Origin of the sequence: Pseudomonas oryzae, from assembly GCF_900104805.1 — a bacterium.
GTDB lineage: Bacteria > Pseudomonadota > Gammaproteobacteria > Pseudomonadales > Pseudomonadaceae > Geopseudomonas > Geopseudomonas oryzae.
This window is the reverse complement of sequence record NZ_LT629751.1, coordinates 818906-843147: the sequence shown is the minus strand read 5'-3', so window position 1 is coordinate 843147 and position 24242 is coordinate 818906. Positions and strand designations below refer to the sequence as shown.

The 24242-nt window shown below is 66.8% G+C and carries 22 protein-coding genes and 1 pseudogene; 12 read left to right on the top strand and 11 right to left on the bottom strand.

Annotated elements, in window-relative coordinates; all coding sequences use genetic code 11:
• Nucleotides 1–102: 102 nt before the first annotated feature.
• The gene (locus BLT78_RS03940; RefSeq protein ID WP_090347717.1) at nt 103–282 is read left to right on the top strand and encodes a hypothetical protein; all 180 of its coding nucleotides are present in this window, start codon (nt 103–105) and stop codon (nt 280–282) included.
• A gap of 681 nt (nt 283–963) precedes the next feature.
• Here BLT78_RS03940 and BLT78_RS03935 read toward each other — a convergent pair.
• The 4 genes from BLT78_RS03935 to BLT78_RS03920 all read right to left on the bottom strand — a co-directional run bounded on the left by BLT78_RS03935 (nt 964) and on the right by BLT78_RS03920 (nt 4877).
• The gene (locus BLT78_RS03935) at nt 964–1716 is read right to left on the bottom strand and encodes a cache domain-containing protein (protein ID WP_090347716.1); all 753 of its coding nucleotides are present in this window, start codon (nt 1714–1716) and stop codon (nt 964–966) included.
• 132 nt (nt 1717–1848) lie between these two features.
• Nucleotides 1849–2604, bottom strand: coding sequence for a FadR/GntR family transcriptional regulator (locus BLT78_RS03930; protein WP_090347715.1), 756 nt, complete (start codon nt 2602–2604; stop codon nt 1849–1851).
• A 198-nt stretch (nt 2605–2802) separates the two neighbouring features.
• Nucleotides 2803–3507, bottom strand: coding sequence for a substrate-binding periplasmic protein (locus tag BLT78_RS03925; protein ID WP_231975689.1), 705 nt, complete (start codon nt 3505–3507; stop codon nt 2803–2805).
• Nucleotides 3504–4877 carry a glutamine synthetase family protein gene (locus BLT78_RS03920; RefSeq protein ID WP_090347713.1) on the bottom strand — a complete coding sequence of 458 codons (1374 nt, stop codon included), beginning with the start codon at nt 4875–4877 and terminating at the stop codon, nt 3504–3506. Before BLT78_RS03920 ends, BLT78_RS03925 begins: the two co-directional genes overlap by 4 nt.
• A 293-nt stretch (nt 4878–5170) precedes the next feature.
• Here BLT78_RS03920 and BLT78_RS03915 point away from each other — a divergent pair, with 293 nt between their 5' ends.
• On the top strand, nt 5171–5851 hold the full coding sequence (locus tag BLT78_RS03915) for a type 1 glutamine amidotransferase (protein WP_090347712.1): 681 nt from the start codon (nt 5171–5173) through the stop codon (nt 5849–5851).
• Between the two features lie 32 nt (nt 5852–5883).
• Nucleotides 5884–7377 (top strand): aldehyde dehydrogenase, encoded by a 1494-nt coding sequence (locus tag BLT78_RS03910; protein ID WP_090347711.1) that lies wholly within the window; start codon nt 5884–5886, stop codon nt 7375–7377.
• A 133-nt stretch (nt 7378–7510) separates the two neighbouring features.
• On the opposite strand, the gene BLT78_RS03905 is transcribed toward BLT78_RS03910, so the two are convergent.
• From BLT78_RS03905 to BLT78_RS03890, 4 genes are all read right to left on the bottom strand, one after another.
• The gene (locus tag BLT78_RS03905) at nt 7511–8242 is read right to left on the bottom strand and encodes a type 1 glutamine amidotransferase (protein ID WP_090347710.1); all 732 of its coding nucleotides are present in this window, start codon (nt 8240–8242) and stop codon (nt 7511–7513) included.
• Between the two features lie 63 nt (nt 8243–8305).
• Nucleotides 8306–8746 carry a flavodoxin domain-containing protein gene (locus tag BLT78_RS03900; protein WP_090347709.1) on the bottom strand — a complete coding sequence of 147 codons (441 nt, stop codon included), beginning with the start codon at nt 8744–8746 and terminating at the stop codon, nt 8306–8308.
• Between the two features lie 19 nt (nt 8747–8765).
• Entirely contained in the window at nt 8766–10019 is a 1254-nt protein-coding gene (locus tag BLT78_RS03895) for an FAD-dependent oxidoreductase (protein WP_090347708.1), read from the bottom strand.
• 3 nt (nt 10020–10022) lie between these two features.
• On the bottom strand, nt 10023–11237 hold the full coding sequence (locus tag BLT78_RS03890) for a cytochrome P450 (RefSeq protein ID WP_090347707.1): 1215 nt from the start codon (nt 11235–11237) through the stop codon (nt 10023–10025).
• A 340-nt stretch (nt 11238–11577) separates the two neighbouring features.
• On the opposite strand from BLT78_RS03890, the gene gabD reads away from it, so the two are divergent.
• The 9 genes and pseudogenes from gabD (at nt 11578) to tal (ending at nt 21525) form a co-directional block, all read left to right on the top strand.
• Nucleotides 11578–13020, top strand: coding sequence for an NADP-dependent succinate-semialdehyde dehydrogenase (gabD, locus tag BLT78_RS03885; protein ID WP_090347706.1), 1443 nt, complete (start codon nt 11578–11580; stop codon nt 13018–13020).
• Between the two features lie 122 nt (nt 13021–13142).
• Nucleotides 13143–13337 (top strand): annotated as a pseudogene (locus tag BLT78_RS03880) (hypothetical protein); the annotation flags it as partial.
• 5 nt (nt 13338–13342) lie between these two features.
• A complete protein-coding gene (locus BLT78_RS03875; protein WP_090352122.1) occupies nt 13343–14767 on the top strand; it encodes a gamma-aminobutyraldehyde dehydrogenase in 1425 nt (474 codons plus the stop codon).
• A 209-nt stretch (nt 14768–14976) separates the two neighbouring features.
• A complete protein-coding gene (locus BLT78_RS03870) occupies nt 14977–15582 on the top strand; it encodes a dimethylamine monooxygenase subunit DmmA family protein (protein ID WP_090347705.1) in 606 nt (201 codons plus the stop codon).
• A complete protein-coding gene (locus tag BLT78_RS03865) occupies nt 15579–16547 on the top strand; it encodes a PDR/VanB family oxidoreductase (RefSeq protein ID WP_090347704.1) in 969 nt (322 codons plus the stop codon). Before BLT78_RS03870 ends, BLT78_RS03865 begins: the two co-directional genes overlap by 4 nt.
• A gap of 13 nt (nt 16548–16560) precedes the next feature.
• Nucleotides 16561–17619 (top strand): heme-dependent oxidative N-demethylase family protein, encoded by a 1059-nt coding sequence (locus tag BLT78_RS03860; RefSeq protein ID WP_090347703.1) that lies wholly within the window; start codon nt 16561–16563, stop codon nt 17617–17619.
• 75 nt (nt 17620–17694) lie between these two features.
• On the top strand, nt 17695–18897 hold the full coding sequence (locus tag BLT78_RS03855; RefSeq protein ID WP_090347702.1) for an MFS transporter: 1203 nt from the start codon (nt 17695–17697) through the stop codon (nt 18895–18897).
• Between the two features lie 618 nt (nt 18898–19515).
• Nucleotides 19516–20526: a tRNA dihydrouridine(20/20a) synthase DusA gene (dusA, locus tag BLT78_RS03850; RefSeq protein ID WP_090347701.1), complete on the top strand. Its 1011-nt coding sequence runs from the start codon at nt 19516–19518 to the stop codon at nt 20524–20526.
• A 69-nt stretch (nt 20527–20595) separates the two neighbouring features.
• Nucleotides 20596–21525: a transaldolase gene (gene tal / locus BLT78_RS03845; protein ID WP_090347700.1), complete on the top strand. Its 930-nt coding sequence runs from the start codon at nt 20596–20598 to the stop codon at nt 21523–21525.
• A 58-nt stretch (nt 21526–21583) separates the two neighbouring features.
• Here the strand turns inward: tal and rssC are convergent, their stop codons facing one another.
• The 3 genes from rssC to BLT78_RS03830 form a co-directional block, all read right to left on the bottom strand.
• The gene (gene rssC / locus BLT78_RS03840; protein ID WP_090347699.1) at nt 21584–22066 is read right to left on the bottom strand and encodes an anti-sigma factor antagonist RssC; all 483 of its coding nucleotides are present in this window, start codon (nt 22064–22066) and stop codon (nt 21584–21586) included.
• Nucleotides 22063–23253, bottom strand: coding sequence for a two-component system response regulator RssB (gene rssB / locus BLT78_RS03835; protein WP_090347698.1), 1191 nt, complete (start codon nt 23251–23253; stop codon nt 22063–22065). Before rssB ends, rssC begins: the two co-directional genes overlap by 4 nt.
• A gap of 192 nt (nt 23254–23445) precedes the next feature.
• On the bottom strand, nt 23446–24147 hold the full coding sequence (locus BLT78_RS03830; protein WP_090347697.1) for an MlaA family lipoprotein: 702 nt from the start codon (nt 24145–24147) through the stop codon (nt 23446–23448).
• Nucleotides 24148–24242 lie beyond the last annotated feature (95 nt).

The window sequence follows — 24242 nt, the reverse complement described above, 5'->3', positions numbered from 1 at the left end:
CAAGACCACGCAGGACTCCGACGCACCGCCAATGGCGCCGCCTGCAAGCGCACGGACCGCACAGCCTCCGCCAACAACAAGAGCAGACAGAGGAGTCGTGTCATGAGCATCGATGGCTATGTCTGGCTGGCCGGCGCGCTGGTCGTCAGCCTGGTGATGGTTTTCGGCGGCAACTATGAAAGCCGCCTGGGCAGCCAGCCGGCCGAGGCCTGTAGCGCAGCGCCATCTGCCGAAGGTTGCCTGATCCCGCCACAGCACGGCTTGCCGGCCATGCTGCTCTGACGGCCGTGTCGCGCATGCGGTGGAGGGACTTCAGGCGGTGACTGGCTGGTTACCCTGCCTGAACGCCGCGTCCGCCATCGAGCGCAATCTAGCCGGATCCGGCTGCTCCAACCTCACAGGACTGCAAGAACCGCCAGAAGGACAACCATGATTGAAGACCTGCTCACCAAAGCAGTCCTAGACAGGTTGGAATCGGGTGTGATCGGACCTGAGCAAGCTCTACCGCAACAGTCCATCGGGTGCATCTTGGGGCAGCCCTCCTTGACATAAAATATACTTTCATATTTTATATCTATACAGCTTGAGAATGAGCACTCGACGCGCATTCCAGCCCCTTACCGAGTGGAGGTTGCCATGACAAGCATTCTGCCGAGCACCTGCCCCAGCTTTTCCCGCCTGGCCCCGCAGTGGATACTGCAACTGCTCGCAGACTTTGGCACGAGCCACTGATCCCTCCAGCGCCGGGACGCATCGCCCTCCGGCAAACGCCAGCTCGAGCGCTCCAGACCGGGCGCACCAGGCTCTCGCATCGGTTATTGACGATGGGCATCCGGCCATCATTCAGACGAGGTCGTGCGCTGCAGGCTGGCGTTCGCCTCCTCCTGCGATGATCATGCCCGCGGCAGCGAATGACGAGGCAACCGGCGTCCCCCACAGGACGCCGGCATTAAGGGCAATTGCTCAGGCAGCTGCCATGCGACGGCAACTCGGCAGGCAGACCAGCGACCAGGTAGCCATCTCGCTCAGCTTCAGCACCGAGCAAGTGCCGTTTGCGTTGGCCAGCAACTCACGGGCCAGCTCGCCGACACTCCAGTCGGCGGTGTTGGAGGCGATCACACGACCATCGGCGGACAGCACCAGCGCATCCTGCTCGAGGCGTACCAGGCTACGCGCCAATACACGCTCGAAGCTGTGCAGGGGCACATCGGCGCCAGCCACGCCGATGAACCGGCCAGCGACGATGATCGGCGTGGTGAAGGTCATCACGTACATGTCGGAGCCATACAGATCCACGTAGGGACTGGCGACCGTGCTTCTGCCAGTCTCGCGCGGCACGCGGAACCAGGGCATGTCCAGATAGTTGTAGAAGTTTTCGCTGCGCTGGTTGAAGTTGAGCCGCAGCGGCACGGTTTTCTGCTGACCGACGAGGCGGCGCCACTCGAGATACATTTCCTGGTCGGCCAGCACGCCAGGCTCGAGCACCACGCCGGCGCCATAGGCGCAGGAACGGGACTCCAGGAGGTGGGCATCGATCTTCGGACGCAATATTTCGAGGTCGCGAGAACATGGCTGTCGTCCCTCCGCCTCGGCAGCTTCCCACAAGGTGCAGACCCCATCGACGAGCTGGTTCAGCTGGGCAAAAACGTTACCAATCGAAGCGTTGATCCGCTGCGCACAGGCCTGCAGGGGTTGAAGATTGGGCTGGATCGACACGATGCACCTCGCACTAAGGTCTTTGTTTCTTCTTGTTGTTATTCCGAAGAGCGCCGCCAGTGATAGCGTGAAACTGCTACTCACGACTACACGGCAGGCAGCCTTTGCGGATTTTTTGCAAGTCGTATGCCATCACTCGTTCTCGTCGCCAGCAGCCAGCAAGGACAATCGCAGGTTGGCGAGCCGCTTGATACCGCGGGCGACGTGCGCCTCGGCCAGCGCCCCGGCCAGGTTGGCATCGCCTGCCACCAGGGCATCGAGAATGGTGCGGTGCTCCTGCTGAATGGCCGCGGCGTCGGCAACGCCGTCCGCCTGGATCCACAGCAGTTCGCCCAGTTCGGCCTGCAGCTGCATTTCCGCATGCGTCAGTCGAACCGACTGGGCTGCCACCGCGATCTCGATATGGAAGCGTGCATCGGCGCGCCGGCGCTCGAGACGGCTGCTCGCCATGCCCAGCGCCTCGACATAGTGCAACAGACGCTCATGGTGCTCCGGGGCGGAGCGCTGCGCGGCCAGACGTGCCGCCATGCCGGAGATGGCCATCATCTCGTCGCCGAGATCGCGCAACTCCAGCGCGCTCATCTCCTCGAGGCGCTGCAGCAGGAAGTCCTCCGGCATCTCGACCGGGGCGCAGATGAAGCTGCCGCCATTGCGGCCGCGGCGGGTCTCGATCAGGCCACGCTGACGCAGCACCGCCAGCGCTTCGCGCAGGGTCACGGTGGCCACGCCGAGCTGCATGGCCAGCTCACTCTCGCTGGGCAGCTGCTCGCCTTCGGCAAGCAAACCCAGATCGATCACTTCGATCAGCCGGCGCACCACTTCCTCGGTGCGTCCTTCCTGACGCAGACGGATGAAACCAGCAGCATTGGCCTTGCTGACAGCACTCATAGATCACCTGTTCCAAGAGGTCGCAGGGTCGAACGCTGCCCGGTCGGACAGCGGGCGCCCATGCGCAATGGCGCTAATTTAGCAAAGTTGACCGCATGAGGAGCATTAATACCTGTAACATCGGATTATTCAATGAATAAAAAAGGACCGCGCCAGCAAAGCCGGGCGGTCCAGTGCGGGTATTGCGGCCGAAGCTGCTCAGGCGAAGGGGTAGGCCAGTGAGGGCATCCACTTGCGCCATACCTGCTCGAGCCTGCCGTCGGCGATCACCTCGGCGAGTGCGGCGTCGACCCGGGCGCGGAACTCCGGCCGCGACTTGGCCACGGCGATGCCCCAGCGGTTGCGGGTCGGCACGGTGAAGGCGATGGCCAGATCCTTCTCCTCGGCCAGCGGCACCAGCGCCACGTCGTCGTCGACCATCGCGTCGATGCTGCCGGCGCGCAGCGCCTTGACCATGTCGCCCATCACGTCGTCGCTGTCGCCGCCGAACGGCACGCAGATCGCCCCTTCGAAGGTTTCCGCCAGGGCCATGTTGAGGCTGTTGGCGATGGCGCCGACCCGCTTGCCGCGCAGGTCGGCCGGCGCACGCACCGGGCTGCCGCGCAGCACCATGATCGACTCGTCGAACACCGCATAGGGCGCGGTGAAGTCGGCCAGGGTCTTGCGGTACTCGGAAATCCCCTGGCCGCAGAGGACGAGGTCGCCCTCCCCGGCCTGCAGCGCGGGATAGAAGTCCGCCCAGTTGCGATATTCCCAGCGCACCCGCAGCCCCATGACCTGCGCCAGCAGGCGCGCCACGTCGGCCTCGTAGCCGTGCCGCTCGCCCAGCCCGTCGCGCCAGAACAACGGCGGGGCCGGCAGGTCGGCGCAGATCACTCGCAGTTCGTTCATTGCGTCGCTCACGGCAGGTACTCCAGATACATCTTGCGCTCCCAGTCGGTCACCGCGCCGCAGGCACGGGCCCATTCATCGGCCTTCAGGTCGCGGTACAGCTGGCTCATCTCCTCGGGCAGGGCCGCGCGCATCACCTCGCTCTGGTCGAAGGCGTTCACCGCCTCGCCGAGGGTCAGCGGCAGGCGCGCCGCGGTGCCACCACCGGCATAGCTGTCCTTGCTCTCGGAGGGGCCCGGGTCGATGCGGTTCTGCAGACCGTCGCGCATGGCGGCGAGCAGCAGCGCGTGGGACAGGTAGGGGTTCACGCTGGCATCGGGCAGCTTGTACTCCAGGCGACCGTTGGCCGACAGGCGCACGGTGCAGGTCTTGTTGTCCATGCCCCAGTTGATGCGGGTCGGCGCGAACAGGCCGGTGTCCCAGAAGCGCTTGTAGGAGTTGACGGTGGAGGCCATCACCATCATCGAGGCCGGCGCGTGGTGGAGCATGCCGCCCAGGGCGTGCAGGCCGATGTCGGTGAGGTGCAGCTCGCGGCGACCGGCTTCGGCGAAGACGTTCTGCTCGCCGCGCCACAGGCTGACGTTGTGGTGACAGCCGTTGCCCATCGAGCCGGTGCTCGGCTTGGGCATGAAGCTGGCGATCACGCCGAACTCGCGCGCCACCTGGCGGCAGATCATGCGGTAGGTGAGCAGGCGGTCGGCGGTCAGCTCGCAGGAGTCGAACATCCAGTTCAGTTCGAGCTGGCCCGGATCCTCGTAGTCGCCCTCGATCATGTCCAGGCCCATGGCGATGGAGTACTCCATGACCTTCTTGAAGATCGGCCGCATCAGCTCGAGGTTGCCCAGGTGGTAGGCGGGGCTGGCGCCGGTGCGCACCTGCACTTCCAGCTTCTCGCCGAGCCAGGACATCTCCGGTTCGCAGCCGGACTTCAGGCGCAGGCCGGTCTCGCGGGTGAACTCGTCATGGGCGCGATACAGATTGCCCCGCGCATCGGTGGCCAGCGGCTGGCCGCCGACTTCGGGACGGTGGTCCGGCTCGTAGAGGCGGCAGAAGAAGGCGCCGATCGAGCGATCCCACGGCAGCACGTTGAAGCTGGCGATATCCGGGATCGCGGTGAACTCGGCAGCCTGGGCGCCGCCACCGAGCAGCACGCCGGAGCGGGTGGTCTGCAGGTCGGTGAGTGCGGTGCGGTGGAACTGCACGCCCTTCTCCAGGTTGCGCAGCAGGTGCTTGGCCGGCACCACCTTGGCCAGCACGCGGCCGGACAGGGTGACCACCTGGTAATAGATGTACTCGACACCCGACTCACGGATTTTCGCGGCAAGGTCCGCGGCGGCGCTGGAGCTGGTGTTCAGTTCGCGGTGCAGGTCTAACGCTGTCATCTGGCTCTCCCGAGGCACTCTGCGTGCCGGCGAAGCAAAGAGGGGACTGGCTGGGCTACGGCGACTGGTCATGCCGCAGCGTCGAAATCAATTTAAGATATGGTTTCATATCTTTCAAGAGGGCAACGAAAAATCTCTCCGCGCCCCGCAAACCTGCCATCCCAGGCGGAACCTGCCGCTCCAGGGCGTCGTTCACAGCCTCATCCGACCCAGTCAGGCAGTCCAATTGGCAGCAAAAGCAATATGAGATATGGTTTCACATGTTTAGTGCCTGACTCAGAGGTAGCATCCCCATGCAGTCCACCCGTGCCGTCGCCATCATCCATGCCGAGACCGACTCGGCCGGCAGCCTGCCGGAGCTGTTCGCCAGCCACGGCCTGAACCTGGAGGTCGTTCCCATCACTCGCGGCCTGCCCGATCCGCAGCAGCTCGACCTGCTGGTGGTGATGGGCAGCCCGGAGTCCGCCTACGACCACCGCCTGCCCTGGCTGCCAGAAGAGCTGGCCTGGCTGAGGGCCGTCCAGCAGCGCGGCTGCCCGACACTCGGCATCTGCTTCGGCAGCCAGTTGCTGGCCCGCGCCCTCGGTGGCGAGGTGTACCGCAACAGCCAGCCGGAGATCGGCTGGACGCCGGTGCAGGCCGTGGAGCGTAGCGGCGCCCATGAGGGCCCCTGGCTGAACTTCCACTTCGACGCCTTCACCCCGCCGCCGGGCGCCACCCTGCTCGGCCGCACCGACCTGGCGGCGCAGGCCTATCGCCAGGGCAAGGCCATGGGGGTGCAGTTCCACCCGGAAATCACCCCGGAAATGTTCGATACCTGGATCGACTACTGGCAATGCAGCGAGGAAGGCCAGCGCTTCCTCGCCACCGCCGGCGACCTGCCCGAGCGCATGCGCGCCGAGATCGCCGAGCGCGAACCGGCCAACCGCGCGCGCTGCAGCCTGCTACTGCGCGAATACCTCGACAGCCTCTGACTTCCCCTACCCGCCCACACCGAGGACACCCCATGACCAAGCTCACCCGCGCCGACTGGGAACAGCGCGCCAGCCGGCTCGCCATCGAGTCGCGCGCCTTCATCGCCGGTCGCTACCAGCCCGCCGCCGACGGCCGGACCTTCGCCTGCCTCAGCCCTATCGACGGTCGCCAGCTGGCCGAGGTGGCCAGCTGCGACGCCGCCGATGCCGACCTCGCCGTGCAGGCCGCCCGTGCCGCCTTCGAGGCAGGCGTCTGGTCCCGCCTGGCGCCGACCCGCCGCAAGGCTGCGATGTTGCGCTTCGCCGATCTGCTCGAAGCGCATGCCGAGGAGCTGGCCCTGCTCGAGACGCTCGACATGGGCAAGCCGATCGGCGATGCCCTGGCGATCGACGTGCCTGGCGCGGCACGCGCCATCCGCTGGAGCGGCGAGGCCATCGACAAGGTGTACGACGAGGTGGCGCCCACCGGGCACGACGAGCTCGGCCTGGTCACCCGCGAGCCGATCGGCGTAGTCGCCGCGATCGTGCCGTGGAACTTCCCGCTGATGATGGCCTGCTGGAAGCTGGGACCGGCGCTGGCCACCGGCAACTCGGTGATCCTCAAGCCTTCGGAGAAATCGCCGCTGAGCGCCATCCGCATCGCCCAGCTGGCGGTCGACGCCGGCATTCCCGCCGGGGTGCTCAACGTGCTGCCCGGCTACGGCCACACCGTCGGCAAGGCGCTGGCCCTGCACATGGACGTCGACTGCCTGGTGTTCACCGGCTCCACCCGCATCGCCAAGCAACTGATGGTGTATGCCGGCGAATCGAACATGAAGCGCGTCTGGCTGGAGGCCGGCGGCAAGAGTCCGAACATCGTCTGCGCCGATGCCCCCGACCTGCGCGCCGCCGCCGAGGCCGCCGCCGCGGCCATCGCCTTCAACCAGGGCGAGGTGTGCGTCGCCGGCTCGCGCCTGCTGGTCGAGCGCTCGATCCAGGAGCGCTTCGTGCCCATGGTGGTCGAGGCGCTCGCCGCCTGGCGCCCCGGCCATCCGCTGGACCCGGACACCCGCGTCGGCGCCGTGGTCGACCGCCAGCAGCTCGATACCGTGCTCGGCTACATCGCCGCCGGCAGCGCCGAGGGCGCGCAGCTGCGCTGCGGCGGCCGCCAGGTGCTGGAGGAAACCGGCGGCACCTACGTGGAACCGACCCTGTTCGATGGGGTGAGCAACGCCATGCGCATCGCCCGCGAGGAGATCTTCGGCCCGGTGCTGTCGGTGATTGCCTTCGACGACCTCGACGAGGCCATCCGCATCGCCAACGACAGCCCCTACGGCCTGGCCGCGGCGATCTGGACCGCCAGCCTGTCCAAGGCGCACCAGGCCTCGCGGGCGCTGCGCGCCGGCAGCGTGTGGGTCAACCAGTACAACGGCGGCGACATGACCGCGCCGTTCGGCGGCTTCAAGCAGTCGGGCAACGGCCGCGACAAGTCACTGCACGCCTTCGACAAGTACACCGAGATCAAGGCCACCTGGATCAAGCTGTGATCCCCGGCGCCCCCGCCTGGTTGCGGGGGCGCCTGCTTGCCTCGCTACTCCCTGCCACACGCCCCTCTAACGTGCAGACGAAAAAAAGGCGCGCAACCCGCGAGGGGGCGCGCGCCAAAAGGACGACCGGAAATCAGGCCGGCACGGCGGTGCGCACGTTGGCGCGGAAGAACTCGGCGACCCAGCGGGCGATGCGCGTGCTGTCGACCTCGTGCTGTTGCAGGCTGGCCAGCGCCTGGCTGGCGATCGCCTCGGGCAGCAGGCTGCCGCGGTACTTCTCGGTCAGGGCGCGGATGTAGTCCGGGGTGAACTCCGGATGGAACTGCACCGACAATGCCGGGAAACGGTAGGCCAGCACACCGTGCGGGCAGTGCTCGGAACCGCCGATGCAGCGCGCCTCGGGCGGCAGCTCGCGAACCTGGTCCTGATGGAAGATCAGCGCGGCGCCCGCCGAGGGGGCCTGCTCCGCTGCGTAGCGGTACAGCTGCGCGCCCACGCCCCAGCCGTTCGCGGCGCGCACGGTGCGCCCGCCGAAGGCATCGGCCATGATCTGGTGGCCGAAGCAGATACCGAATACCGGCCGCTCCATCTCACGCAGCTGACCGAGGAAATCGATCAGCGCCTGCATCCAGGGCAGGCCCTCGTAGCAGCTGTGCCTGGAACCGGACAACAGATAGCCGTCGAACGCCTCCGGGTCGGGCAGCGGCCCGCCGCTCACCGGCGAGACGTAGGTGAAACGGGCGCCGGGCAGCTGCGGCGCCAGCCAGCGCTCGATCATCTGCGGATAGCTGCCGAAGGTCTCTTGCAGATCGGGCGGCGTGAGGCCGTTCTCGATGATGCACAGATTCAGGGGCTGGTCGGTCATGGAAGTGTTCCTTGTTCGTGGGGCAGGCGTCGCCACCGGCGACGCCCGTTCGGGACCATGATTTCAGATCTGGGCGAGCACCGTCTTCACCCAGGCCAGCGCCACGTCGCCGGGCAGCTCGCCGCTGGAGGCATCGTGCTGGCCACGCTCGCCAACCTGGCTGGCGCCCAGCTCGATCAGCTTGTCGGCGATGATCTGGCTGCCGTTGTTGAAGGTGGCATAGAAGCTGTCGCCCAGGCCGAAGGCGGCGAAACGCACGCCGGACAGGTCCGGGCACTCGCCGTCCAGGGCGTCGAACAGCGGCTGCGCCGAGCCGGGCAGTTCGCCGTCGCCATAGGTCGAGCAGACCACCAGATAGAAGGTGTCCGCCGCGAACTCGTCGACGGTGAAGCCGGACATGTCGCGCACGACCACGTCCAGCTCGCCCTGGAGCGCCTCGCCGAGGTCCTCGGCGACCATTTCCGCATTGCCGGTTTCGGTACCGAACAGGATGGTGGTTTTCATCTCGGGAACTCCATTGCATTCAGGGCTGCGCGATGCGCAGCATGTCGGAAATCGTGCGGATCTTGCGGCGCTGGCGGTCCGCCGGCGCCTGTTCGAGCTCGAATGCGTCGATGCGCTTCCAGCCTTCGTAGGCCACCCGCGGCCCGGCGAATGCCGCCCCCAGGCTGGCGAAGCCCGGCTTGCCCACGGTCAGCCTGCCGTCGCTCACCGCCTGGATGATGGCGTCGGCCACCCTGCGGGCATCGGCGCGGTTCTCCGGGATGGTTCCGCGCGGGCCGCGGCGATACCAGCCGGCGCAGTACAGGCCGTGGTCGAGGCAGCCGGCGTCGAGTTCGGCGACGGCGCCGGACAGGCTGTCGCGACGCAGCGCGCCGCCGGCATCCTCGGCAAAGCCGATGGCGGTCAGCACGCTGTCGACCGCCAGTTCCAGGCGCTCGCCGCCCTGCCGGACGAAGGCGATGCCCTCGACGCCGCTGGCGCCGTGCACCCGTTCAGGCTCCCAGCCGAAGTGGAACACTACCTGGCGCGCCCCGGTTACCGGGCGCTCGAGCAGCTCCCGCAGGGCGCCCAGCTTGGCGGCATCCCCCTCCTCCGCGTGCAGCAGTGCGCCCTCGCCCAGGGCGAAGGTCACGTCCCGCAGCTTGCCCAGCTCGCGCAGCATCACGGTGTCGAACTTGGCCAGCATCGCCGGCGAGCGGCCGACGATGTGGATGGTCTGCGGCCGCTCGCCGGCCAGATGCGCCAGCACTGTCTCGGAGATGTCCGAGCCGGCGAACTCGTCCGCCGACTTGGCCAGCAGGCGCAGCAGGTCGATGGCCACGTTGCCGTTGCCGACTATCGCCGTGCGCTGACCGAAGCGCGGCGCCAGCCCGACCTCGTCGGGATGGTCGTTGAAGAAGCGGGTCAGCCGACCGGCGCCATGCACGCGCTCGAGATCGTCGCCGGGCACGCCCAGGCGCCGGTCGCCGTACAGCCCGGTGGCCAGCACCACGACATCACAGGCGCCACGCAGCTCATCGAGGGCGAGATCGCGGCCGATCTCCAGGTTGCCGACGAAGCGGATGTTCTCGCGCTCGAACAGCCGGTCGAACTGCCGGGTGACCGCCTTGGTGCCCGGATGGTCGGGCGCCACGCCGTAGCGCACCAGCCCGTAGGGCACCGGCAGCCGGTCGAGGACGCTGATCTCGGCATCCGGCCAGGCCTTGCGCAGCGCCTGCGCCAGGTAGCAGCCCGAGGGGCCGGAGCCGACTATCGCGACGGTAGGACTGGCCATGGCTCAGGCCTCCGGATCGAACTTGATCGGCAGGCTGAGCGGCCCGGTGTTGCCGCTGTCCGGCAGCCAGTTCGACTCGCCGTTGTAGGCCGGATTCCTGACCCGCTGGGCGAGCAGGGCCAGCGCCTCGGTCATGTCGCCGCGGGCGATGAAGTGGCCGATGCAGTGGTGGGCGCCGGCACCGAAGCCGAAGTGCGGCTGGCGCTTGGCGGTGATGTCGAACCCGGGATTGTCGAACACCCGCGGGTCGGTGCCGGCCGCCTGGCTGAACAGGTGCACGGTGGTGCCCTTGGCGATCTCCAACCCCTGGAAGGTGAAGTCCTCCAGCGCCTCGCGGGTCACCCAGGTCACGGTCGGACGCACGCGCATCACCTCCTCCACCGCCGCGCGCGCCAGCTCCGGCTGCTCGCCGAGCAGCTTCCACTGTTCGGGATGCTGCAGGAAGGTGTCCATCGCCAGGGAGATCTGGTTGCGGGTGGTATCGATGCCGCCGAAGATCGCCAGCACGATCATGTCGTACAGCTCCTGGTCGCTCAGCGCCGACTTGTCCTCGGCGTTGGCCTTGACCAGCGCGCTGAGGAAGTCGTCGCCCAGCCCCTGCTGCTTGACCTTCTCCACCGCCTGCATCGCATAGGCGACCAGCTTGTCGGTCGCCGCATTGATGCGCGCCTCGTCCTGCTTGAAGGTCACGCCCAGGGCCAGGCCCATGTCGGAGGCCAGCTCGGCCAGCGCGCGCCACTCGCTGGTCGGCAGGCCGAGCAGGCTGCAGATCACCTGGGTGGCGTAGGGCTCGGCGAACTGGCTGACGAAATCGCATTGGCCATCAGCGATGAAGCCGTCGATCAGCGCGCTGGCCATGTTCTGGAAGTCCGGGGTCAGCTTGCGCACCAGCTTGGGCGCGAAGGCCGGGTTGGCCAGCCGGCGCAGACGCGAATGATCGGCCCCCTCGCGGCTCAGCAGCATGCGCACCCACCACTCGGCGAAGCTGCCGGTGGCCTTGTTGTGCGCCGGCCAGGCGTAGCTGCCCTGGCGCAGGCGCTGGTCGCGGATCAGGTTGTTGACCTCGTCGTAGCGCAGGATGGCGATGCCGTAGGGGGTACGGGCGAACCAGCTTTTCTCGCGCGCCTCCATGACGGCCCGCGAGCGGATGGAGAACGCCGGGTCAGCGACGTCGAGATAGGGAGCCGATTCGAGCAGGTTGCTAACGCTGGCAGTCATGCGCCACCTCCGATGGGGATTGAAGTTGGCTGCGGTCACGACGCGCCAGTCTCCTGGCAGCGACCGCAGCGCCCGGCCGCGCGGTTCGCCGCTGCGGCATCGGGTTGGGACGGCTTGAATTTAAAATATGGTTTCATATCTTTCAATGCCCTTTTTGCCCTGCGCAGCGAATTTATTTGCCGGCGTCGACTGAATCGCCCACCGGCATCACACCATGGGCAGCCCCGCAAGGGCCGGTTCAGTCGCCTTCGCCATGGGTATTGGCATTCATAAAAACATAAGATATGGTTTCATAACATTTAGTATTTTCCTCACCGCCTTCACCTGCCAGGAGTCCGCCATGCACCTGAACGACCCAGTCCTCTTCCGCCAGCAGGCGTTCATCGATGGCCAGTGGCTGGACGCGGACGACGGCCGCACCATTGCGGTCGAAAATCCGGCCGATGGCGAACGCCTCGGCCAGGTCCCGCGCATGGGCGCCAGCGAAACGCGGCGCGCCATCGAGGCTGCCGACCGTGCCCTGCCCGCCTGGCGCGCCCTGACCGCCAAGGAGCGCGCCGGCAAGCTGCGCCGCTGGTATGAACTGATGCTCGAGAACCAGGAGGACCTGGCCCGGCTGATGACCCTCGAACAGGGCAAGCCGCTGGCCGAGGCGCGCGGCGAGATCCTCTATGCCGCGTCCTTCCTCGAATGGTTCGCCGAGGAGGCCAAGCGCGTGTACGGCGACAGCATCCCCGGCCACCAGTCCGACAAGCGCCTGCTGGTGCTCAAGCAGCCGATCGGCGTCACCGCGGCGATCACCCCGTGGAACTTCCCCAGCGCGATGATCACCCGCAAGGCCGGCCCGGCGCTGGCCGCCGGTTGCACCATGGTGCTCAAGCCGGCCTCGCAGACGCCCTTCTCCGCCCTCGCCCTGGCCGAACTGGCCCAGCGCGCCGGCATCCCCGCCGGGGTGTTCAACGTGGTCACCGGCTCGGCCGCGGAGGTCGGCGCCGAGCTGACCGGCAACCCGCTGGTGCGCAAGCTGACCTTCACCGGCTCGACCGAGATCGGCCGCCAGCTGATGGCCGAGTGCGCCAGGGACATCAAGAAGGTGTCGCTGGAGCTCGGCGGCAACGCGCCCTTCATCGTCTTCGACGATGCCGACCTCGACGCCGCCGTCGAGGGGGCGCTGGCCTCCAAGTACCGCAACGCCGGGCAGACCTGCGTGTGCGCCAACCGCCTGTACGTGCAGGACGGCGTCTACGACGCCTTCGCCGAGAAGCTCCGCGCCGCCGTGGCCCGCCTGAAGGTCGGCAACGGCCTGGAGCAAGGTGTCACCACCGGCCCGCTGATCGACGGCAAGGCGGTGGCCAAGGTCCGCGAGCACATCGACGACGCCCTCGGCAAGGGCGCCCGCCTGCTCGCCGGCGGCCAGGCGCTGGGCGGCAACTTCTTCGCGCCGACCATCCTGGTCGACGTCCCCGCCGGGGCCAAGGTGGCCCGCGAGGAAACCTTCGGCCCCCTGGCGCCGCTGTTCCGCTTCAGGGACGAGGCCGAAGTGATCGCCATGTCCAACGACACCGAGTTCGGCCTGGCCGCCTACTTCTACGCCCGCGACCTGGGCCGGGTGTTCCGCGTTGCCGAGGCGCTGGAGTACGGCATCGTCGGCATCAACACCGGAATCATCTCCACCGAGGTGGCGCCGTTCGGCGGCATGAAGGCCTCCGGCCTCGGCCGCGAGGGCTCCAAGTACGGCATCGAGGACTACCTCGAGATCAAGTACCTGTGCCTGGCCATCTGAGCCAGTCCGCTTCCACTCATACCGGCAACGAGAAAGACCATGAGCCAGACCAACGCCTCCCTGCTGCAACGACGCCAGGCCGCCGTCGCCCGCGGCGTCAGCCAGATCCACCCGATCATCGCCGCGCGCGCGACAAGGGCCTGATCCTGCTGTCCTGCGGCACCCACTACAACGTGATCCGCTTCCAGATGCCGATCACCATCCCGGCCACCCAGCTGGAGCAGGGCCAGGCCATCCTCGCCGGGTGCTTCGACGAGCTGGCCTGGGGCACGACGGACCCACGCCTCAGGGCATGTACGACTCACAGAGAGAGATGACCACGATGCAAACCAAACTGCTGATCAACGGCCAGCTGGTCGCCGGCCTCGGCCCCATCCAGACCATCCTCGACCCGGCGCTCGGCAGCCCGGTCGCCGAAATCCCCGAAGCCAGCGCAGAGCAGGTGGATGCCGCGGTGAACGCCGCCGAGGCGGCCTTCCCGGCCTGGTCGCAGACCCCGCCAAAGGAGCGCGCGGCGGCGCTGCTGCAGGTCGCCGACGTCATCGACGCCCACGCCGAGGAGCTGGCCCGCCTGGAGTCGCGCAACTGCGGCAAGCCCTACGCGGCCGCGCTCAACGACGAACTGCCGGCCATCGCCGACGTGTTCCGCTTCTTCGCCGGTGCGGTGCGCTGCCTGCAGGGTTCGGCGGCCGGCGAGTACCTGCCGGGGCACACCTCGATGATCCGCCGCGACCCGGTCGGCGTGGTCGCCTCCATCGCGCCGTGGAACTACCCGCTGATGATGGCCGCCTGGAAACTGGCCCCGGCCCTGGCTGCCGGCAACTGCGTGGTGCTCAAGCCGTCCGAGCAGACCCCGCTGACCGCGCTGCGCCTGGCCGAGCTGGTCGCCGGGATCTTCCCGGCCGGGGTGGTCAACCTGGTGTTCGGCCGCGGCCCCAGCGTCGGCGCGCCGCTGACCAATCATCCGAAGGTGCGCATGGTGTCGCTGACCGGCTCGATCGCCACCGGGGTGAACATCATCTCCAGCACCGCCGACAGCGTTAAGCGCATGCACATGGAGCTGGGCGGCAAGGCCCCGGTGATCATCTTCGACGATGCCGACATCGACGCCGCGGTGGAGGGCATCCGCACCTTCGGCTTCTACAACGCCGGCCAGGACTGCACCGCGGCCTGCCGCATCTACGCCCAGCAGGGCATCTACGAGAAGTTCGTCGCCCGCCTGGGCGAGGCGGTCAGCAGCATCAGGTACGGCCTGCAGGACGAGGAAGACACCGAACTCGGCCCGGTGATCACCGCGGCGCATCTCGAGCGCGTCGCCGGCTTCGTCGAGCGCGCCAAGGCCCAGCCGCACATCCGCGTGGTCACCGGCGGCAACAAGGTCGAAGGCCCCGGTTTCTTCTTCGAGCCCACGCTGCTCGCCGGCGCCCGCCAGGACGACGAGATCGTCCGCCGTGAAGTGTTCGGCCCGGTCGTCTCGGTCACCGCGTTCGACGACGAGGCCCAGGCGCTGGCTTTCGCCAACGACTCCGACTACGGCCTGGCCTCCTCGGTATGGACCGCCGACATCGGCCGCGCGCACCGCATGGCCGCCCGCCTGCAGTACGGCTGCACCTGGGTGAACACCCACTTCATGCTGGTCAGCGAGATGCCGCACGGCGGCATGAAACTCTCCGGCTACGGCAAGGACATGTCCATGTACGGCCTCGAGGACTACACCGCCATCCGCCATGTGATGGTCAAGCACTGAAGGGGCGCCGCTCCGTCACTGAGCGGCCGGGGCAACCGGCGGGGGTGCAGACACCGCCGGTCCCCGGGCCAGATCAAGGGAGTAGACTTTCCGCCCAAATACATTTAAAAACATATGACAAACCAAAAGACAGCCCCCGAACGAAAAGCGGCACCACAGACGGTCACCCCCAGCCCGCTGCCGAGCAGAACACACCGGAGGTTCGCGCAATGCTGATCACAGGAATCAAGAGCCGGCCGATCTACGACCTGCTCAAACTCATGAGCGGCGGCCTGCGGCACGTGTTGGCCGCCCAGGGCAGCGGAGGCGCCGCGCTGCTGCGCCTGCTCGGCGAAATGAGCGAGGCCCAGCGCCAGGCCACCACGCTGCTCTACTCCACCGAAACCTTCTCCGGTCACAACCACCTGGCTGCCCTGCGCGACTGCGCCCTCGCCGACCTGCGCGAGTTCTCCAGCAACCAGGCCCTGCTCGATGCCCTGCGCGAGCTGCTGGGTCAGGCCCACATGGGCACCCGCCTGTACCTGGCCGGCTCGGAAAGCTTCATCGGCACGGCCATGCAGGTCGCCAGCGCCTACGACATGAATCGCGACGAGGTGCTGCGCGAGCACAGCGGCACTCTGGTGCGCCGCGTCTGGTGCGTGCACTGCGACACCTACACCGAGAACGTCACCCAGCGCGTCTTCCGCTGCCCCGGCTGTGGCCTGGACCTGGTCGTGCGCGACCACTATTCGCGGCGCCTGGCCGCCTTCCAGGGCGTCAAGGCCGACGGCGAAGTCCCCGGCGAACTGCCCCCTGCAGAGGAACTCGACACATGATGTCCAATCACGGAACCCTGCGCGTACGCATAGCGCGCACCGAGGATGTCACCCCGGACATCCGTCGCCTGACCCTGGTCTCCCCGGACGGGCAACACCTGCCGCCCTTCTCCGGCGGCAGCAACATCGTCGTGGTGCTGCCCAATGGCGAGCAGACCATCCGCAACGCCTATTCGCTGATGGGCTCGCCCTACGACTCCAGCTCCTACCAGATCGCCGTGCGCAAGGTCGACAACGGCCGCGGCGGCTCGAAGCTGATCCACGAGCAGCTCAAGGAAGGCGACGAGCTGCAGATCGTCGCCCCGGTCAATCTCTTCCCGCTCGCCAAGCACGCCCGCCTGCAACTGTTCATCGCCGGCGGCGTGGGCATCACCCCGGTGTTCTCGCAACTGGAGGAGCTGCGCCTGAAGAACCTGCCCTTCGAGGTGCACTACGCCGTGCGCGGCCCGGAACATGCCGGACTCGGCCGCGAGCTGCAGGCCCGCTACGGCGATGCCATCCACCTGTACGTCGACGGCGCAGGCCCGCAGCTGAACATCGCCGCAGTGCTGGCCGAGCGGCCGCTGGGCAGCCACGTCTACGTCTGCGGCCCCGGCAGCATGATCGACTACACCATCGACAGCGCCCGCCGCCTGGGCTGGACCGACAGCCACATCCACTACGAACGCTTCGTCGAGCAGGGCTCCAGCGGCCAGCCGTTCAGCGTCACCCTGGCCCGCCAGGGCGCGACCATCGAGGTCGCCGCCGAGCAGTCGATGCTCGAAGCCATGGAGGAAGCTGGCTACACGCCGCCCTACCTGTGCCGTGGCGGCGCCTGCGGCTACTGCGAGACCGCCGTGCTCGAACTCGACGGCGAGATCCAGCACAAGGACGACTGGCTGTCCGACGAGGACAAGCGCAGCAACACCAAGATCATGCCCTGCGTCTCCCGTGCCTGCGGCAAGCGCCTGGTCATCGACCTCTGAACGGGGAAAGTTCATGAACGCCATCTTCAAGCAACACGAAACCTACCGCGACGACTACAGCTACGCCAACAGCCGCGACTGCGTGCTGCGACTGCCCTTCCCCTACCCGGAAGACCAGTACATGTACTCCATGAACGTGGAGCCGCACGTGCCCTTCGGCGAGGGCGCGCTCAAGGCGGCACTGGACATCGACGAGCACTACGTCACCGAGTGCCGCGAACGGGCCCTGGCGCTGGAAGCCCAGCCGGGCGCGCACTACGTCAGCCTGCCGCACATGCTCGAGGCGCAGTGGGACCTGCTGGAGCTGATCATGGAGTCGTACTCCCGCGACTTCCCCGCACACTTCAGCCTCGAGAAGAACGGCAGCCAGTGGCACTGGATCAACCGCCCGCTGGGCATCGACCAGACCTTCACCTTCGGCGACACCTCGACCCTGCCGATGGAGCCGATGGAGTACATCACCCGCCAGGCCCAGGGCGAGTTCATCCTGCTGGAAGAGCGCGACAACACCCTGGTGATCGGCGCCGGCATGGCCACCCAGCGGGCCGACTACTCGCTGCGCTTCAACCTGGGCATGAGCTTCATGGAGTTCCACGGCCCGGTCCCCAAGCTGCACGAGATGGGCATCCTCGAGCGCGCACTGAAGTTCCTCCTGCGCCTGCGCCCCGGCCATCCGGTGCGCCGCACCAACTGGTCGCTGACCGTGCACCCGCGCATGGAAACCTCGGCCGAGACCCTGCCGGACTGGGCGCCGGACCGCACCATAGTCACCGCCAAGAACGCCGGCGAACTGGTCAACCTGCGCATCGAACTGCAACCACTGCACCGCCTGCCACGCAGCAACGCCGTGCTGTTCCCGGTACGCACCTACCTGGTCAGCCTGCAGGAACTGGCCACCTTCGCCCCGCAGTGGGCCAAGCGCATGCACCGCGTGCTGAAGACCCTCGACCAGGAGCTGGTCGACTACAAGGGCTTCACCCGCTATCGCGATGCCGCCGTGGCCTGGCTGGCGCAGTACGACGACGGCCTGCCGGTCGACGCCGCACATCCGGACAAACCCCTGAGCCGCTGAGACGGACCACCTGCGCGGCCACCGCGCAGGCATTCACTGTGCTTGAAAACTGCCAACAAGAACTGGAGCACTAACATGAAAAACCTGCGTCAATTCCTTCCGGATAACTGGGGGCTGGTGTTCTCGGCCTTTGCTGCGGCATATGGTGTCGGGCTGCTGCCATTGCTGGCGTTGCCCTTCCTGATCAGCGCGATCATGAACGATCTCAAGCTGGATGCCGCCCAGGCCGGTTTCCTGATGTCCGCCGAGTTCGTGTTCACCATGCTCGCCTCGCTGGTGGTCGCGCCGGCCATGGGCCGTGCGCCGCGACGCACCCTGGCGCTGGGCGGCGCCGTGCTGGTGATCGTCGCCAACATCGTCTCGGCCTCAACCCAGGACGTCTACTGGCTGGCCGCCGTGCGCTGCCTGGCCGGTATCGGCGCCGGCCTGTGCCTGGCCTGCGGCAACGCCTCGGTGGCGAGCGCCAGGGACCCCGACCAGGCCGCCGGGCACATGAACATCCTGTTCGTGGCGCTGATGGCGATCGTCATGATCGTGTTCGCCGACGCCATGGCCGGCAGCGGCCTGGCCGGTCTGTACTACGCCATCGCCGGGACCAACGCACTGATGCTGGTGCTGATCGCCTTCATGCCGCAGCGCGCCATCCTCCACGCCAATGCCCCCGGCTTCCAGCTCGGACGCGAGCACCGCAACCTGTTCTCGCTGACCGCGGTGTGCATGATGGCGGCGATGTTCTTCTTCTCGATGCGCGATACCATGGGCTGGGCGTTCGTCGAACAGGTAGGCATCAGCGTCGGCTACAACGGCGAGGAGCTCGGCAGTCTGTTCTCCCTGCAGTCGGTGATCGGTTTGCTCGGTCCGCTGGCCGCGGCGCTGATCGGCAAGCGCTTCGGCATGAGCACCCCGGTGCTGTTCGGCATCCTCAGCACCGGCGCAGTCAGCCTCGGCTACGTGCTCGGCGAGAGCTCCAAGGAGATGTACACCATCGCGGTGATGATGATCTCCACCACCTACTTCTATGCTCTGGCCTACCTGACCGCACTGGCTGCCTCGCTGGACCAGGAGGGTCGCATCGCCGCCGCCTCCGGCGCCTTCCTGACCCTCGGCATCGCCGTAGGCCCGGCCTTCACCGGCCTGCTCGCCGAGAGTGGAGGCTTCACCCTGGTCGGCTGGGGCATCACCGCCGTGGTGCTGCTGACCGCGCTGACCGTGCTGGTGCCGCTGGCTGCCGTGCGCCAGCAGGCCAACGCAGCCACTCCGGCACCTTCCGCGGCCTGAACCCCGCCCGGCTGCGGCGCCCTCGCCGGCGCCGCAGCTCACCGCCGCCTACCCTTGAGGCAATGCACTGATTTCGAAGGCGCGCATCGGTCAGGTCAAGTAAGCCTGGTGATCGCCGCGATGCAGCGCCCCTGTCGCGAGCAGACAGCCTGGAACTCACCCCAACGCCAGATACTCGTCCAAGCTTCGACTGCGGAGAGTTGAAAGCCCATGCCTGCGGATTGCCACATCCGACTCGCGGTCTGTCTGCCGATTCGGAGGTCAAGTTCGTAGTGTTGTAGCTCTTCAGCAAGTCCGGTCGATCATCTTCCAGACCATCGCGCCCTTCGATTGAGGCGCTCGAGCGCACCGGACCCGGCCAGATCGGCTTCCCGTCGCCGGCCCCAAACCTGAGTGGTCTGCTTACGGTCGAAGGTCTTGGCTTCCTGATAGACTCGCCCACCATCGCGCATGACCTAACCTGCGCCAGGTAAGCTGCGGTGCCGTTCTTGCGGGACCTCGAAGCATTAGTGCCCACTTTCGTTTGCAGCATGTCATTCCGGACGTGCAACAATGTTGCAACGGTCGCACGAAGCAAGCGAAACCGAGCAAAACAGCTCAATGATCAGATATTCGAGAATGCTACAGAAATCCGCCTCAACCCCAGCAACCACGCGACCTGAGCCGTCCCGCCGCTTTTCCGTTGCGCCGATGATGGACTGGACCGACCGTCACTGCCGCTTCTTCCTGCGCCTGCTCTCGCAACATACCCTGCTCTACACCGAGATGGTCACCACCGGGGCGCTGCTGCATGGCGATCGCCAGCGCTTCCTGGCCTACGACCCGAGCGAACACCCGCTGGCCCTGCAGCTGGGCGGCAGTGTGCCGGCGGAGCTGGCGGCCTGTGCCAGGCTGGCCGAGGAATGTGGCTACGACGAGGTGAACCTCAACGTCGGCTGTCCCAGCGATCGCGTGCAGCACAACATGATCGGCGCCTGCCTGATGGGCCATCCGGCGCTGGTGGCCGATTGCGTCAAGGCGATGCTGGATGCGGTGAGCATTCCGGTGACGGTCAAGCACCGCATCGGCATCAACGGCCGCGACAGCTACGCCGAGCTGTGCGACTTCGTCGGCCAGGTGGCGGAGGCCGGTTGCCGCAGCTTCACCGTGCACGCGCGCATCGCCATCCTCGAGGGCCTGTCGCCCAAGGAGAACCGCGAGGTGCCGCCGCTGCGCTACGAGGTGGCGGCGCAGCTCAAGCGCGACTTCCCGCAGCTGGAGTTCATCCTCAACGGCGGGATCAAGACGCTGGAAGAGTGTCGGGAGCACTTGCAGACCTTCGACGGCGTGATGCTCGGCCGCGAGGCCTACCACAACCCCTATCTGCTGGCCCGTGTCGACCAGGAGCTGTTCAGCAGCGAGCGCCCGGTGCCCAGCCGCGGCGATGTGCTGCGCCGGCTGCGCCCGTACATCGAGCGCCACCTCGAGCAGGGCGGTGCCGTGCACCACGTCACCCGCCACGTGCTCGGCCTGGCCCAGGGCTTCCCCGGCGCGCGCCGCTTCCGCCAGGTGCTGTCGGTGGACGTGCACAAGAGCGACGATCCGCTCGGCGTGTTCGACCGCGCCGTCGAGCTGCTCGGCAATCACTGAAGAAGGTCATTGAGCGGGGAACGGGGCTCGGTTAATGTCGGATGATCTGTAACGACAGGGTTTCGTCTGATGTCATCCAAGCTGGAGCAACTCAAGCAGTACACCACCGTGGTCGCCGACACCGGCGACTTCGACGCCATCGCCCGCCTGCAGCCGGTGGACGCCACCACCAACCCCTCGCTGCTGCTCAAGGCTGCCGCCCTGCCGCGCTATGCCGAGCAACTGCAGGCCGCCATCGCCGGCGCCGGGCGGGATCTCGGTCTGGCCTGTGACCGCTTCGCAGTCTCCGTCGGCAGCGAGATCCTGCAGATCATCCCTGGCCGGGTATCCACCGAGGTGGATTCGCGGCTGTCCTTCGACAGCGCCGCCACAATCGAGCGCGCCAAGCGTCTGATCGGCCTGTACGAGGCCGCCGGCATCGGCCGCGAGCGGGTGCTGATCAAGGTCGCCTCGACCTGGGAAGGCATCCGCGCCGCCGAGCAGCTGGAGCGCGACGGCATCCAGACCAACCTGACCCTGCTGTTCAGCTTCGCCCAGGCGCAGGCCTGCGCCGACGCAGGGGTGTTCCTCATCTCGCCCTTCGTCGGGCGCATCTACGACTGGTACAAGAAGGCCGAAGGGCGCGACTTCGCCGGCGCCGAAGACCCGGGCGTGCAGTCGGTGACGCGCATCTACGACTACTACAAGGCCAACGGCTACGCGACCGTGGTGATGGGAGCGAGCTTCCGCAACCTCGGCCAGATCGAGCAGCTGACAGGCTGCGACCGCCTGACCATCAGTCCGGAACTGCTGCAGCAGTTGGCCAGCGATGCGGGCGAGCTGCCGCGCCGCCTGAGCGCCGAGACCGCCCGGGGCGAGCCCCGCGAGAGCCTGGACGAGCGCGCCTTCCGCTGGAAGATGAACGAGGACGCCATGGCCACCGAGAAGCTGGCCGAGGGCATCCGCCTGTTCGCCCGTGACCAGGAGAAGCTGGAAGCGCTGCTGGCCGGCAAGGCCTGAGGCGAAGCCGCAATACAAAAAAGCCGACCTCTGGGTCGGCTTTTTGCTTAGGGCGGAATCAGTTGCGCTCCAGCGCCGTGACCAGATCGCTGAATGCCTCGCGATTGTGCTCGTTGAGGCCCATGAGGATGCGATGCGCCTCCAGCACCTTGGCCCGGACCAGCTCCTCGGAGAGATCCTGAGCCGGCAGGTCGCGCAGGCATTCCGGGCAGGGCAGCGGCGTGCCGACCATGTTGAACACCTGCTCGAAGCCCATGGAGTCGAGCAACCGGGAGATGTCCGCGTTGGTGCTGACCAGGGTCGGCAGCAGGCCGATCTTCTGCCGCGAGAGGATCGACAGCTTGGCCAGCAGGCCGAGGGTGGTGCTGTCGATGCTGGAGGTTTCCGTCAGGTCGATGATGATCGAGGAAAAATTGCGGGCCCCGAAGATCCGCTCGATGGTGGCATCCAGGGCCGAACACAGGGTCAGGCGCACCTCACCGACGAACTTGAGAACGAAAGTGCCATTCTGCTCGGCAAACTGGATCTTACCCGTACTCATGCAAACTTCCTGCTCAGCACCAGCAAGGCAATATCATCCGGCATCTCGCCGAGGTTGGCCAGCCCGAACACCCGGTTGAGCCCCTCCAGACTGCCGCCGGCCTGACGAACCATCTGCGGCAGCGTAGCCTCCTTCTCCTTGAGCGTTTCGCCCGGCAGCAGGTCGAAGATGCCGTCGGAGAACAGGGTCAGGCTGAAATGCTCCGGTAACTGGATTTCGTAATCCTCATAGCTGGCTTCCTCGAACAGGCCGACCGGCAGGCCGCGGCCCTCGAGATAGCGCGCCTCGCCGTCGCTGTAGAGGACCGGCAGCGGCAGATGACCGCCGACGCTGTAGGTCAGCTTGCCGGTGCTCTCGTCGATCACCCCGCCCAGCATGGTCACGTGCTTGCCCAGCTTGCAGTTGATCAGCCCACGGTTGATGTGGCCGAGCACATCGGAAGGGTGGAACTCCGGCATGGGGCGGTTGCGATGGCGGCGCGACTCGTAGAGCAGCCGCGTGGTCATGAACTTGAGCAGCACGGTGACGAACGCCGACGACGCGCCATGGCCCGACACATCGGCCAGATAGAAGCCGATGCGCCGCTCGTCGACGCGGAAGTAGTCGACGAAATCGCCGGACAGGTACAGCGAGGGAATGATGCAGTGGGCGAAATGGAAATCGCCAGCCAGCCAGGGCGTCTCCGGCAGCATGTTCATCTGCACGTGGCGGCCGGCGTTCTGGTCTTCCTGCAGCAGGCTGAGACTGGCCTGCAGTTCGCGGTTGGTCGCCTCCAGGCGCTCTCGATAACGGCGGTTCTCCTGGCGCAAGCGGGCGCGATCCAGGGCACGGCGTACCGAGTGCTCGAGCACGGCGAGATCGTCCAGCGGCTTGACCAGGTAGTCGGCAGCGCCCAGGCGCAGGGCCTCTATGACGTCGCTCATCACCCCGGCGGCGGAGGTCACGATCACCGGCACGCCGTTGTCGCGCTCACCCAGTTGGCGGATCAGCTCGAGGCCGTCGAGCCCCGAGGTACCGAGATCGCAGATCACCAGATCGGGCTGTTCCAGCTCGAAAAGCTGCAGGCCGCGACTGCCGTCGGCCGCCTGCAACACACAATATCCGGCATCTTCGAGGTAGGCATGCAGCTTGGCACGAACCTCTACGTCATCGTCAATGACCAACAGCTTGGCACTGATTGTGTGCATGAATCGTCCAGGCAAACGGCGCCGCGGGCGGCTTTGGAGACGTGTTCGACTTCGGTGACCACTCGGGGTGGCCGATGTATGGCGCGACAGTACTCGCATCGGCAACAGGGTTCAAGACGGAGGCCCGGCCGGGAAATAAACGCTTACAGCGTCCGTTTCCCGACTGCTCCGTCCGCAACCCGGGCCGCGTGCTCAGAAGTCGTCCTCGACCTGGCCGTCCTTGACCTTGAACTCGCGGTTCTGCAGGTAAGCGTTGCGGATGAACACGTACTTGTCGCCGGTGATCACCTTCTCGGCCGACAGCAGGTCCGCGCGGGTGTCGATGATGTCGACCGCCCGCACGGTGTTGCGCGTCGGCACATCGCTGATACGGCCCTTGAAGCTGGCCATGCTGTCCGGAATCAGGCCGATGGCATCCCGCGGGTTGCTCGGACCGAAGAACGGCAGCATCAGGTAGGGACCGCTGCTCACGCCCCAAACGCCGAAGGTCTGGCCGAAGTCCTCGTCGTTGCGCTGCAGCCCGGCACGGGTGGCGACATCGACGAAACCGAGCACACCGATCGTGCTGTTCAACAGGAAGCGGGCGGTGTCGACGCCAGCATCGTGGAACTTGCCCTGCAGCATGTCGTTGGCGAAGTTGCCGATCTCGCCGACGTTGGCGAAGAAGTTGCCGATGCCGTCCTCGACGAACTGCGGCGTCACCGCCTGGTAGCCCTGCGCCAGCGGCTTGAGGGCATAGGTATCCAGCTTGTCGTTGAACACGAAGACCGGGCGATTGAAGGACTCCCAGGGGTCTTCCTCGCTGGCCTGGCTGACGACCGGCAACACGGCCAGGCCGGCCACCGCCAGCAGGCGGGCCGAACACAGCAGCCACTGAGCGCACGTCTTGCGCATGAGCTTTCTCCTTGAACAGTCGGCGCGGTCGGCCTTCGTTGGCCGACCGCATCAAGCCGCGCAGTATATCGAGGTGTAAAGTTTTTGCAGCCACA